Source organism: Undibacterium sp. Rencai35W (genome assembly GCF_049340185.1).
Classification (GTDB): domain Bacteria; phylum Pseudomonadota; class Gammaproteobacteria; order Burkholderiales; family Burkholderiaceae_D; genus Undibacterium.
This window is the reverse complement of record NZ_JBMPPC010000002.1, coordinates 525618-538975: the sequence shown is the minus strand read 5'-3', so window position 1 is coordinate 538975 and position 13358 is coordinate 525618. Positions and strand designations below refer to the sequence as shown.

Here is a 13358-nt window from a genome sequence, read left to right as displayed (position 1 = left end):
TTTTTTGATGAAACACATGGGTATATATGAGGAGCTACTTTCAGTATGTATCGTAAGTGCCTAATTTATTGGAATATTCTTCTTTTTATTGCTTGAGGAGTCTGCGCTAAGTCCTTGACTTCATTAAAGAATTTCACATTTTCACTCCCGAATTCGCTTGACCCGGCTTTATCGATCCTCTAAAGTGGGCAATAGTGTGAAAAAGTGTATTTTTGTGGTGAATATTTTTTATTTCCATAGAAAAATAATTCTCAAGTTCAGGGTAAAAGGCATAGCGTGTTCCAAGGGGCGTCCTCACTTAATCTCGATGCAAAAGGCAGAATGACTGTGCCTTCCCGGCATCGCGACGCCCTGAGCTTGCAATGCGAGGGACGCATTACCCTGACCCGTCATCCAGATGGTTGTCTCCTGCTTTTTCCTCGTCCTACCTGGGAAGCGCATCGTGAAAAAATCGCGGCTTGGCCGATTCAGGCGCGTGACTGGAAACGTATTTTTCTTGGCAATGCTTCTGATGTCGAGATGGACGGTGCGGGTCGCATTTTGGTAGCGCCGGAATTACGTAGTGCCGTCAGCATGCAGCGCGATGTCATGTTGCTTGGTATGGGTACGCATTTCGAAATCTGGGATGCGGCACGACTTGCCGAAAATGAAGCGAAAGCCATCGCCAGCGGTGCGCCTGATGCGCTCAGCAATTTCTCCTTCTGAGCAGCACATGATAGATAGTCCAGCGCAAGAGTTAACACACCAGACGGTGTTGTTGAACGAGGCCGTCGATGCACTTGATCTGAGTGGCGATCGCGCTGCCAGTATCGTGGTGGATGGCACGTTCGGTCGTGGTGGTCATAGCCGCAAAATCTTAGAGCATCTCAATCCTTCTGGTCGTCTGATTGCTTTTGATAAAGACACTCAGGCCATCGCCAATGCACAGCAAATTCAGGACCCCCGTTTTGTCATCGTGCACGATAGTTTTGCCACGATGGCGGACGCATTGGCCGACATGGGGATTACCAGTGTCAACGGTATTTTGATGGATCTGGGGATTTCTTCGCCTCAGGTGGATGATGCTGCACGTGGCTTTAGTTTCAGAGCCGATGGTCCGCTGGATATGCGCATGGATACCACACGTGGTATTTCGGCGGCAGAGTGGCTGGCGACCGAAGATGAACAAAAAATCAGGGAGGTTATAAAAAATTATGGGGAAGAACGGTTTGCTTTTCAGATTGCAAAGGCGATTGTTGCTCGCCGGGCGATCGAGCCCATTTCAAGTACTCGACAACTTGCCGAGATCGTCGCAAACACCGTCAAAACTCGCGAGAAGGGCAAAGACCCGGCAACTCGCACCTTTCAGGCTATACGGATTTTCATCAATAAGGAACTGGAAGATCTCGAAATAGGACTGGCTGGTGCCTATGAGCGTCTGGCGCCACATGGCAGGATGTCGGTGATTAGCTTTCACTCGCTGGAAGATAGAATAGTCAAACAATTCTTCGCATCGAAAGTGACGCTGACTCAGCCGGATCGTCGCTTGCCAATCCGCTCAGTTGATTTACCGCAGCCAGAGATGCGCTTGATTGCCAAGATCAAGCCATCGGATGCAGAGGTCGCGGCGAACCCGCGAGCACGTTCTGCGATACTTCGCGTAGCGGAACGTTTGCCGGGAGTGGTGCGGTGAGTACGCGACTGAATTTTTTACTCGGCGTGATTCTGATGTTATGCGCGTTGTCTTTGATTAACTCTCAATATCAGGCGCGTCGGCTGTTCATCGAGTTAGAGCGTGCACAAACGCAAAGTCGTCAATATGAATTGCAGTGGACGCAACTCAAGCTGGATCAGTCTACATTCGGGAAGCATTCTCGTATCGAGGCGAACGCCAGTAAAGAACTGAACATGGTACCGGTGACGCCTGATCGCACCCAATATTTGACCGCGGTGGGGACAAAGTGAGTCGCGCTTCCACTATGTCACGCACCGCTGCTGCTAAAGGCATTCCCTTCTCCTCAAGCCCTTTGCTGGCAGTGAAGTTGCCGGTCTGGCGCTCGCGTCTGGTGCTGTTCTTCTTGTTCGCTGCATTTCTAGCGCTGATTACGCGCGCCTTGTGGCTGCAGGGAATGAGTACCGAATTTTTGCAAAAACAAGGCGCAAGTCGCTATGCCCGTACGCTGGAGCTACCTGCGACACGCGGCCGTATTACCGACAGGAATGGACAGGTGCTTGCATCATCCGTGCCTGTTAAAGCGATCTGGGCGATTCCCGATGATGTCCTGGAAGCGCCAAAAGAGAAGCTGCGTCAGCTCGCTGTTTTACTCGATATGTCTGAATCTGAACTGCGTAAAAAACTGGATTCCGACCGTCAGTTCGTCTACCTGAAACGTCAGGTCGAAGCTGAAGTCGCGGAAAAAATCGTAGCGCTCGGTATCAACGGTATTGAAACGCGTAAAGAATATAAACGCTTCTACCCGGAGGGTGAAGTCATGGCCCACGTAGTAGGTTTTACGAATGTGGAAGACATCGGCCAGGAGGGCATTGAGCTGGCGTCAGAAAAAAACCTTGCGGGCAAGACCGGTAATCGCCGCGTCATTAAAGATCGCCTTGGCCGCATCGTCGAAGATATCGAATCGATCCGCGAGCCACATGACGGCAAAGATTTAACCCTCTCGATTGACAGTAAAGTGCAGTACATTGCCTATACGCATTTGAAAGAAGCTGTAGAAAAGCACAAGGCCAAGGCTGGTGGTGCGGTTGTCTTGGATGTCAAAACCGGCGAGGTGCTGGCACTGGTTAATTTGCCTTCGTATAACCCGAATGACCGCTCAGTTTTAACTGGTGCGCAATTGCGCAATCGTGTCATGACCGACACTTTTGAGCCAGGCTCGACGATGAAGCCATTCACCGTCGCATTGGCCCTGGAGACTGGTCGTGTTACACCGGATACGCCAATCCAGACAGCGCCAGGCAGCATGACGATTGGTACGGCGACTATCCATGATGCACATAAACAGGGTGTGCTGACTGTCGCCCAGGTCATACAAAAATCATCGAATATCGGTACGGTAAAAATGGCATTACAAATGCCGCCACAAGAAATGTGGGAGATGTTCACTACCGTCGGTTTCGGCCAGCAACCTAAATTTGGTTTCCCTGGTGCTGTCGCAGGACGTTTGCGTAATTACAAAACCTGGCGTCCGATTGAGCAGGCAACGATGAGTTATGGTCACGGTGTTTCAGTATCGTTGATACAAATGGCACGTGCTTATATGATTTTTGCTCGTAACGGCGACATGATTCCTTTGACGTTTCAGAAATCATCGGATCAGCCCGTCGGTCATCGTGTGATTTCGGAAAAAACTGCCCAGCAATTACGCATGATGATGGAGACCGTCACAGAGCCGGGCGGCACCGCTACTCAGGCGCGTATCGCCGGATATCGTGTAGCCGGCAAAACCGGTACCGCACACAAGATCGAAGGCGGTAAGTATGTCAATAAATACGTCGGTGACTTCGTCGGTTTTGCGCCGGTATCGAATCCCCGTGTCATCGTTGCGGTCATGATCGATGAGCCGACAACTGGTGGCTACTATGGCGGCACGGTTGCCGCGCCAGTATTCGCCGCGATTACTGCGAATATTTTACGTTCGATGAACGTTCCCCCAGATTCCAGTGTCATCAACATTATTCCTGATAACAGTGTGCAGGAGAGTATGTGATGACCAAGCATAAAGAACCAATGACAGAAATTTTAAAATGGCTGCGTCAGCTTCCAGCCGTCACACCGCGTTCGCACTTGAGTTCAGATTCTCGTGCGATTGCGAAGGGCGATGTGTTTTTTGCCTTCCCCATCAACGGTACTCATGGGGTAAGTGGTGACGGTCGTCGCCACATTCAAAGTGCAATTGATAATGGCGCCGTTGCTGTCGTCTACGAAGCCAGCAATTTTTCCTGGGATACGAGTTTGGCTATCCCGCATCTCGCAGTAACCGGGTTGCAGGATCAACTCGGTTCGGTTGCGAATGGCTGGTATGCCGAGCCTGATCGCGACATGCTGACTATTGCAGTCACTGGCACTAACGGGAAAACCTCTTGCTCGCAATGGCTGGCAAAGGCGCTGTCACTGACGGGTAAAACTAGTGCAGTCATCGGCACTCTGGGGGTGGGCAATTATAGAGACGGTGCACTGGCGAATCTGGTTGAGACGGGCTTTACGACTCCTGATGCGATACAGCTACAGCGCCGGCTGGCAGATTTGCGTGATGCAGGAGCGAAAGCCTTGGCAATCGAAGCGTCGTCGATAGGTTTGCATCAAGGCCGTTTGAACGGTTTGCATTTTGACGTCGCTTTGTTGACGAACCTGACTCGTGATCATCTCGATTATCACGGCGACATGAGTGCTTATGCGGCAGCTAAAACAGCCCTGTTCGACTGGCCTGATTTAGGTGTTGCCGTGCTCAATCTAGATGATGCTTATGGTGTCGAGCTGATACAGCATCTGAAAGCGAATGAACCTGCCAAGCGAGTAAAGACCCGTGTGCTTGCTTATAGCCTTGAGCAAAAACAGCATGATGCTGCCGAAGTTATTTATGCCAGTAACATCCGCACTCACCATGCGGGAACTAGCTTCCATATTGATTCCCCGTTTGGATCCGGACAGGTCAAGACGCAGATGATTGGTCGCTTCAATGTCAGTAATGTTCTCGGCGTATTGAGCGTGTTACTGGCAACAGGTGTGGCCTGGAGTAAGGCACTGAGCGTGATTGAAAAACTGACCTCGGTTCCGGGGCGTATGCAGCAATTAGGAACTGCAGGCCATGTGATGGTGGTAATCGATTATGCACATACACCGGATGCTTTAGAAAAAACTGTCCAGACTTTGCTGCAGGTGGCTGAAGAGCGTCACGGCGAATTATGGTGTGTATTTGGTTGTGGTGGTGACCGGGACCCGGGCAAACGTCCGCAGATGGGCAGGATTGCCCAACAAGCACATCATGCAGTTGTCACCAGTGATAATCCGCGAACAGAAAGTCCTGCCGACATTATTGCTCAGATCCTCCAGGGGATGAGTGGTACACCGCATGCAATCGAAGACCGGGCTTCTGCAATTCTGTATGCGATCAAACATGCTGGCAATAATGATGTCGTCCTGCTTGCAGGTAAGGGGCACGAGAGCTATCAGGACATTAATGGCAAAAAATGGCCATTTTCAGACGAAGAACACGCAGCCTTGGCATTGGCAACCGTTGCTACCAGCGGCAATATGAAGAGGAGCAGCTGATGCAAACAACTCTTCAACAATTGTGTGCTGTAGTGAGTCATGCACGTTTACATAGCGCGGTTGCGAGCGGTGCAGACAATGCCGTGCTGACAGGATTAACCACCGATAGCCGCAAAGTGACTGCGGGTGATTTATTTGTTGCCTTGCGCGGTGAACATTTTGACGCGCATGACTTCTTGACGGATGTTGTCGCAAAAGGTGTAGTTGCTGTTGTGGCAGAACAAGTGCCGGTGGATCTGGCTGTGCCTGCACTGATCGTACCGGACACTTTATTAGCACTACAGGAAATCGCCCGTTATTGGCGGCAGCAATTTAGCTTGCCTGTCATCGCCGTCACAGGCAGTAACGGTAAGACTACCGTAAAAGAAATGATCGCTGCAATTTTGACTGCCTATGTCGGCGAAGAACATTCGCTTGCAACCAGTGGCAATCTGAATAACGAGATCGGCGTGCCTTTGACGGTATTGCGTTTGAATAAGTCACATCAGGCTGCTGTGTTCGAGCTTGGTATGAATCATCCTGGCGAGATCGCAGTACTGGCGTCGGTAGCGCAAGCAACAGTAGCCATGGTCAATAACGCGCAGCGTGAGCACCAGGAATTCATGCAGACCGTACAGGCGGTAGCTGAAGAAAATGGAACCGTGTTACGACAGTTACCCGCCAATGGTGTCGCTGTATTTCCGGCAGATGATACGTATTCAGACTTATGGCGTGCTTATGCTAACGAGACTGGACAACGCAAGATTGTGACCTTCGGCTTGAGCGCAGACGCCGATGTCAGCGCGATTTATCAGGTGCAAAGTTTCGGTAGTGAACTGCAGATGCGTATTGGTGGTAGTGACATCAACATCAAGCTTGCCGCCGCCGGAGTCCATAACGTGCGTAATGCGCTAGCCGCCGCAGCTTGCTGCCACAGTATTGGTGTCCCGAGCGAGGTGATTGCTACTGGTTTGCAGGCGTTTAGTCCCGTCAGTGGGCGTTTGCAAAGTAAGCAAGCCCATAACAATGCACGCATTATTGATGACACCTACAACGCAAATCCGGATTCAGTGCGGGCCGCAATCGATGTACTGGCACCCGCTTCACAATCAAGCGTCCTGGTTCTTGGCGACATGGGTGAGGTTGGTGATGACGGCGTCGCTTTTCATGATGAAATTGGACATTACGCTCATGAGCGCGGCATTGCGCAGTTGCTGACACTAGGTGAATTGGCACAGCACACGGCACAAGCTTATGGCGCCAGTGCGCAGCATTTCTTTGATGTGGCTGAACTGTGTAGCGCGCTTGACGCCGCGATTGACAGCAATAGCACCATCCTGATCAAGGGTTCCCGTTTCATGAAAATGGAACGCGTCGTTGCCCATCTGACTAAACAACAATCAATAGGAAGTCATTAACATGTTGCTTTGGTTAGCACAATTTTTCAAACAAGATCTCGGCCTCTTGCGGGTCTTTGGATTTATTACGTTTCGCGCGGTGTTCGCAACCTTGACGGCGATCTCTATCGGTATTTTTGCAGGCCCTGCGGTGATTCGCATGCTGACCCGCCTGAAGGTTGGACAGGCCGTGCGCACCGATGGCCCGCAAACACATCTGGTTAAATCGGGTACACCGACGATGGGCGGTGTACTGATCTTGATTTCTATCGGTATCTCGACTTTGTTATGGGCCGATCTGAGTAATCGCTTTGTATGGATTGTCTTGATCGTGACTCTGGGATTTGGCGCAATTGGTTGGGCGGATGACTACCGCAAAGTGGTTTATAAAGATCCGGAAGGAATGCGCTCCAGAGAGAAATATTTCTGGCAATCAGTGATCGGGATTATTGCCGCCTTTTATCTCGCATTTACCGTGTCAGCTCCGTCGAATACGAAGGTGCTGGAATTATTTATCGCCTGGGTGCAATCCGGTTTCAGTATGGATCTGCCACCGAAAGCCGATCTGATCGTGCCGTTCTTTAAATCCATCAGCTATCCATTGGGTGTCTGGGGTTTTATCGGACTGACTTACTGTGTCATTGTGGGAACCAGTAATGCCGTGAACTTTACCGATGGTCTTGATGGTCTGGCGATCATGCCGACGATTATGGTCGGCTCTGCACTGGGCTTATTTGCGTATCTGACGGGTAATGTTGGCTACGCTAAATACCTGCTGATACCGCATATACCGGGTGCTGGTGAACTATTGATTTTCTGTGGTGCCATGGCAGGTGCCGGTCTGGCTTTCCTTTGGTTCAATGCCCATCCTGCACAGGTCTTTATGGGCGATGTCGGTGCGTTGGCACTGGGTGGTGCACTCGGCACGGTGGCGGTGATCGTCCGTCAGGAAATTGTTCTGTTCATTATGGGCGGTATTTTCGTGGTGGAAACCGTATCGATTATTTTGCAAGTCGGCTACTTTAAATTTACCAAGAAGCGCTACGGTGTTGGTCGCAGATTGTTTTTGATGGCGCCCCTGCATCACCATTTTGAACAAAAAGGTTGGAAAGAAACGCAGGTTGTTGTGCGTTTCTGGATTATTTCGATGATGTTGGTCCTGGTCGGTTTGTCTTCGCTCAAGCTGCGTTAGCCTTTGCTGAAACAGTAACTGATCCGGCTCATCATGAAGCAACAGAATTAGTAAAAAATAGAAGCAAAATTAGCGACATAATTAAAAAGAGCACTATGAATTTTTCTGGCAAAAACGTATTGGTATTAGGTCTGGGCGAGAGCGGCCTGGCCATGGCGCAATGGTTATTGCGTTGCGGTGCCCGTTTGCGTATTGCCGATACCCGCGCTAAGCCGGATCGTCTCGAAATACTCAATGCTTTGTCGCCTGAGATTGAATTTGTCAGTGGCGAATTTGCGCTGACCTTGCTAGATGGAATTGATGCGATTGCCGTTAGCCCAGGTTTATCACCTCTGCGTGAAATAGCAAATTTGTTACCAGAGGCCAAGCAAAAAAATATTCCGGTGTGGGGTGAGATTGAGCTATTCGCGCAAGCCTTAGCGGACTTAAAAGCCGAGCGTGATTACTCCCCGAAAATCATTGCGATCACAGGTACAAATGGCAAAACTACAGTAACCAGCCTGGTGGGCTTACTGTGTGAACGTGCTGGCCTGTCTACTAAAGTTGCCGGTAATATCAGTCCGGCTGTACTCGATGTATTGCGTGAAGAATTAGAGCGCGAAGCCTTATCACATGAAGGTCTGGAGTGCGGTGAGTTGCCGCAGGTCTGGGTGCTCGAATTGTCCAGTTTTCAGTTACATACGACTTTTAGTCTTGAGCCAGATGTTGCGACGGTATTGAATATCACGCAGGATCATCTGGATTGGCATGGCGATCTGGCTGCATACTGTGCGGACAAAGCGCGCATTTTTGGCACGCAGGCGGTACAGGTGCTGAACCGTGACGATGCTCTGGTAATGGCGATGGCGCGTCCAGATACCAATGTGATTAGTTTTGGTATTTCTGCTCCAGAACATGCAAACGATCTGGGTTTGCTGAGCGAGCATGGCATGACCTGGCTCGCTGCAGCAGTTGCCAGCGAGGACGTCGCACCTGTAACAGGTCGTCGCAAGAAAAAAGAAGTTGAAGAAATCCCCTTCACGATTGCGCGCCTGATGCCGGTCGATGCATTAAAAATTCGTGGACAACACAATGCCTGTAACGTCCTTGCCGCATTGGCGCTCTGCCGGGCGATTGGTTTATCGTTCGCGCCTTTGCTCCACGGCGTGCGTGAATATCAAGGCGAACCGCATCGTGTCGAAGTCGTGGCGACAATTGCTGGCGTTACCTATGTCGATGATAGCAAAGGGACGAATGTAGGCGCGACAGTCGCAGCCCTGAAAGGATTGGGCCAGGAGCTCAGTGCAGGAACGGACTTCAATAAGCGCATCATTCTGATCGCCGGAGGTGACGGTAAAGGACAAGATTTTTCTCCTTTGGCCTCTCAGATTACGCAGTTTGCTAAAGCCGTTTTACTGATAGGCAAAGATGCGCAGGCAATTCGTCAGGCAATTCAGTTCAATAGTGAATTGACGCAGGATGTAGTCACCGATCATGCAACGCTGGAATCGGCTGTGCAGGCAGCGGCTGCGCTGGCAAATGAAGGCGATGTCGTCTTGCTGTCACCTGCCTGCGCTAGTTTGGATATGTTCCGTAACTATGGGCATCGCGCACAGGTTTTCGTGGACGCCGTGAAAGAAATCGGCCTCTCCAGCGGTGAGGTGTTCTGATGAAGCAAGCCATTCTGTCACTCGCAGCATCGTCAAGTAGGTGGTTGCCATTTTCGGCAGAGCCAGTTGCTGCGTCACATTTGGCGAAACGCTCGACGATGATGGAATACGATCAGCCCCTGGTGTGGGTTACTTTGATTCTGATGGTGTTCGGTATGGTCATGGTGTATTCCGCATCGATCTCACTGCCGGATTCACCTAAATATGCGAATTACAAAAACACCCATTTCCTGATGCGCCAGGCGATGTTTGTTGTCGTGTCTCTGATCGCTGGATTATTTGTATTCAGGATCCGTATCTCAACCTGGCAAAAAATCGCGCCATATCTATTTGTAGCGACCTTGATTTTGCTAATTGCCGTCTTGATTCCGGGACTCGGTAAAGGTGTAAATGGTGCCAAACGCTGGTTGTCTTTCAAAGTATTTAATTTGCAACCATCGGAATTGATGAAGCTTTTTGTCGTTTTGTACGCTGCAGATTACACGGTTCGCAAACAGGAATACATGCATAAGCTGACCAAAGGATTTTTGCCGATGGCGGCGGCAGTTGGGGTGGTGGGCTTGCTACTGTTACTGGAGCCGGATCTTGGGGCGTTTGGTGTGATCGTTTGTGTCGCCATGGGCATTTTGTTTTTGGGCGGCATCAATGGTATTTGGTTTGGTGGTATTGCAGCGACCCTGGTGGGAATTTTTAGTATGGTGATTATGTTGTCACCGTGGCGTCGTGAGAGGATTTTTGCCTATCTCAGCCCATTTGATGATGACCATGCGCTGGGTAAGGCGTATCAGTTGACGCATTCTCTGATTGCATTTGGCCGTGGCGAATTGTTTGGCGTTGGCCTTGGTGCGAGTGTCGAGAAATTGCATTATTTGCCGGAAGCACATACCGATTTTTTACTTGCCGTGATTGGCGAAGAGTTGGGTTTTGTCGGTGTTCTGACAGTAGTTCTGTTGTTTTACTGGATTCTGAAACGCGCGTTTGAAATTGGTCGCCAGGCGATTGCTCTTGACTTAACTTTTGCAGGCTTAACTGCGAAAGGTATTGGTATCTGGATCGGTGTTCAGGCTTTTATCAATATGGGTGTGAATTTGGGTTTGCTGCCCACAAAAGGCCTGACCTTGCCATTGATGAGCTACGGCGGTTCCGGTGTCCTGATTAACTGTGTCGGTCTGGCGATTTTACTGCGAATTGATTATGAAAACCGTGTCCTGATGCGTGGGGGACGCATATGAGTGCAAAGAAATTATTAATTATGGCCGCAGGAACCGGCGGTCATATTTTCCCCGGTCTGGCCATTGCCGAAACGATGCAGGCGCGTGGCTGGCAAGTGTCCTGGCTTGGCACCACTACGGGGATGGAAAACCAGATTGTGCCTAAGCACGGTGTGACGATGGATACGATTGCTTTCTCAGGTATGCGTGGAAAAGGACTGCTGCATAGCCTGACGGGTGGACTGAAACTGCTTGCCAGTTTTTTTACATGCATGCGTATTGTAAGAAAGCGTCAACCAGATGTCGTACTTGGCATGGGTGGTTATGTCACGGTGCCTGGCGGAGTGATGGCGGCGTTGTGTGGCAAACCTGTTGTGCTGATGAACGCCGATGCTGCTTTACTGTTGTCGAACAAATTATTGCGTCCGATTTCAAAGCGTGTCTTGTTTGGTCTGCCTTCCAGTGATCTCGCGCAAGATAAAAAAATTCAGGTCACGGGCAATCCGATTCGCAAAGAAATATGCGCACTGGCCGCACCAGCACAACGTTATGCAAACAGAAGTGGCGCTTTAAAAATATTAATTGTTGGCGGTAGTCTTGGCGCGCAGGCCTTGAACGATAGCGTACCCGCTGCATTGGCGTTGATTCCTGAACAGGACAGGCCGCAAGTGACGCACCAATCCGGAAAAAAACATATTGATGCTTTGCGTACACGTTATGCGACTGAGAACGTTGTAGCGGAAGTGCTGGATTTTATTGATGATATGCCGCGTCGCTATGCTGAGGCGGATCTGGTGATTTGCCGTGCCGGTGCAATCACGGTGTCTGAACTGACCGCCGCAGGCGTGGCAAGTATTCTGGTGCCTTTTGTCGCATCAAGTACTTCACATCAAAAAGATAATGCGCAATGGATGGCGGAACAGAAGGCCGCTATTTATTTGCCCCAAAGCGAATTAAGTGCAGTAACTCTGGCAGCAAAACTACAGAGCATGAGCAGAGCGCAATGCTTGTCCATGGCTGAAACTGCATATGCCTTAGGGCAGCGGCAAGCCAACGACACTATTGCACAAGTATTAGAACAACTGGCTTGTGCTAACGAGTTAGCCAGTTAGTAAGCTAGATGCGATCGACCTATAAAACATAAGCTATGAAACATAAAGTTAAACATATTCACTTCGTCGGCATTGGCGGCTCCGGGATGAGTGGTATCGCAGAGGTGTTGCTGAATCTGGGATATACGATTTCCGGATCTGACCTGGGAACTAACGCAGCATCACAGCGATTGGCAAATCTAGGTGCTAAGGTCATGCTCGGCCATGCCGCTGACAATATCGCCGGTGCCGATGCGATCGTTACTTCTACCGCCGTCAAAGCAGATAACCCGGAAGTTATCGCTGCCCGCGAAAAACATATACCTATCGTTCCGCGTGCAGTGATGCTGGCAGAGTTGATGCGCCTGAAAAGTGGCATCGCAATTGCAGGTACCCATGGCAAGACAACGACTACTAGTCTGGTTGCCAGTATTTTGGCCGAAGGTGGTTTCGATCCTACCTACGTGATCGGTGGCCGTTTGAATAGTGCTGGCGCTAATGCCAAACTTGGTAGCGGTGATTTCATTGTCGCGGAAGCTGATGAATCCGACGCATCGTTTTTGAATTTGTTACCGGTGATTGAGGTCATTACCAATATTGATGCTGATCATATGGAAACGTATGAGCATGATTTCGGTAAATTGAAACAAGCGTTTATTGAATTCACACAACGGCTGCCGTTTTATGGCGTCGCGGTGTTATGTCTCGACGATGTGCATGTACGTGAAATCATGCCGTTTATTTCTAAGCCTATCGTGACTTATGGTTTTCATGAAGAAGCCGATATCCGCGCCGTTGATGCAAAAGCCGTCGGTGGTGTGATGCAGTTCACGGTAATTCAGGACGGTTATGAAGCAATGCAGGTCAGCCTGAATCAACCCGGTATGCACAATGTACAAAATGCTTGTGCAGCGATTGCGATTGCACGTGAGGTCGGTGTGGCAGATGAGGCAACTCAAAAAGCATTGAGTGAATTTCATGGTGTTGGCCGTCGCTTCACGCGCTATGGCGAGATTAACTTAGCTGACGCCGATGGTAAATCCGCAGGTAGCTTTGCGTTAGTCGATGACTATGGACACCATCCGGTAGAGATGGCGGCAACACTGGCAGCTGCTCGCGGCGCCTACCCTGGTCGCCGTCTGGTACTGGCGTTTCAGCCGCATCGATATACTCGTACCCGTGATTTGTTTGAGGACTTCGTCAAGGTTATTTCAACTGCCGATGCGGTTGTTCTGGCCGAAGTGTATGCCGCAGGCGAAGCACCTGTTGTCGCTGCCGACGGCCGTGCTCTGGCAAGAGCCTTGCGTGTCACAGGCAAAGTAGAACCTGTTTTTGTCGAGGCGATACAAGACATGCCGGATAATATTTTGCATGTACTAAAAGATGGTGACGTGTTGATCGTCATGGGCGCTGGCTCGATCAGTGCTGTGCCGGCCAAGCTGGCTAATGCCAGTGACAAGTAAGGTAAAAAATCAGAACCAAATTCGAATCAAAATTAACATCAACATGCGCAGGGTGCAGGCAGGATAAAAACAGGCAAGAAAATAGTAATAGCAGGTCATGTAAAAACATT

The 13358-nt window shown here is 50.1% G+C and carries 11 protein-coding genes; all 11 read left to right on the top strand.

The genetic code is table 11. The features are described from left to right. The first annotated feature begins 276 nt into the window (after positions 1 to 276). Positions 277 to 705, top strand: coding sequence for a division/cell wall cluster transcriptional repressor MraZ (mraZ, locus tag ACO0K3_RS06390; RefSeq protein WP_422955728.1), 429 nt, complete (start codon positions 277 to 279; stop codon positions 703 to 705). 7 nt (positions 706 to 712) lie between these two features. Beyond that, on the top strand, positions 713 to 1672 hold the full coding sequence (gene rsmH, locus ACO0K3_RS06385; protein WP_422982951.1) for a 16S rRNA (cytosine(1402)-N(4))-methyltransferase RsmH: 960 nt from the start codon (positions 713 to 715) through the stop codon (positions 1670 to 1672). Beyond that, a complete protein-coding gene (gene ftsL / locus ACO0K3_RS06380; RefSeq protein ID WP_422955726.1) occupies positions 1669 to 1944 on the top strand; it encodes a cell division protein FtsL in 276 nt (91 codons plus the stop codon). The genes rsmH and ftsL overlap by 4 nt, the downstream gene beginning before the upstream one ends. Positions 1945 to 1958: 14 nt before the next feature. Further along, positions 1959 to 3704: a peptidoglycan D,D-transpeptidase FtsI family protein gene (locus tag ACO0K3_RS06375; RefSeq protein ID WP_422983182.1), complete on the top strand. Its 1746-nt coding sequence runs from the start codon at positions 1959 to 1961 to the stop codon at positions 3702 to 3704. After that, positions 3704 to 5266, top strand: coding sequence for a UDP-N-acetylmuramoyl-L-alanyl-D-glutamate--2,6-diaminopimelate ligase (locus tag ACO0K3_RS06370; RefSeq protein WP_422982949.1), 1563 nt, complete (start codon positions 3704 to 3706; stop codon positions 5264 to 5266). Before ACO0K3_RS06375 ends, ACO0K3_RS06370 begins: the two co-directional genes overlap by 1 nt. Next, a complete protein-coding gene (locus ACO0K3_RS06365) occupies positions 5266 to 6663 on the top strand; it encodes a UDP-N-acetylmuramoyl-tripeptide--D-alanyl-D-alanine ligase (RefSeq protein ID WP_422982947.1) in 1398 nt (465 codons plus the stop codon). Before ACO0K3_RS06370 ends, ACO0K3_RS06365 begins: the two co-directional genes overlap by 1 nt. A gap of 1 nt (position 6664) precedes the next feature. After that, positions 6665 to 7834, top strand: coding sequence for a phospho-N-acetylmuramoyl-pentapeptide-transferase (gene mraY, locus ACO0K3_RS06360; RefSeq protein ID WP_422982945.1), 1170 nt, complete (start codon positions 6665 to 6667; stop codon positions 7832 to 7834). Between the two features lie 95 nt (positions 7835 to 7929). Then, on the top strand, positions 7930 to 9483 hold the full coding sequence (gene murD, locus ACO0K3_RS06355; RefSeq protein ID WP_422982943.1) for a UDP-N-acetylmuramoyl-L-alanine--D-glutamate ligase: 1554 nt from the start codon (positions 7930 to 7932) through the stop codon (positions 9481 to 9483). Continuing rightward, complete coding sequence (gene ftsW / locus ACO0K3_RS06350; protein WP_422982941.1) at positions 9483 to 10715, top strand: putative lipid II flippase FtsW; 1233 nt, start codon at positions 9483 to 9485, stop codon at positions 10713 to 10715. Before murD ends, ftsW begins: the two co-directional genes overlap by 1 nt. After that, on the top strand, positions 10712 to 11806 hold the full coding sequence (gene murG / locus ACO0K3_RS06345; protein WP_422982939.1) for an undecaprenyldiphospho-muramoylpentapeptide beta-N-acetylglucosaminyltransferase: 1095 nt from the start codon (positions 10712 to 10714) through the stop codon (positions 11804 to 11806). Before ftsW ends, murG begins: the two co-directional genes overlap by 4 nt. Before the next feature lie 35 nt (positions 11807 to 11841). After that, the gene (gene murC / locus ACO0K3_RS06340) at positions 11842 to 13248 is read left to right on the top strand and encodes a UDP-N-acetylmuramate--L-alanine ligase (protein WP_422982937.1); all 1407 of its coding nucleotides are present in this window, start codon (positions 11842 to 11844) and stop codon (positions 13246 to 13248) included. The last annotated feature ends 110 nt before the right edge of the window (positions 13249 to 13358 follow it).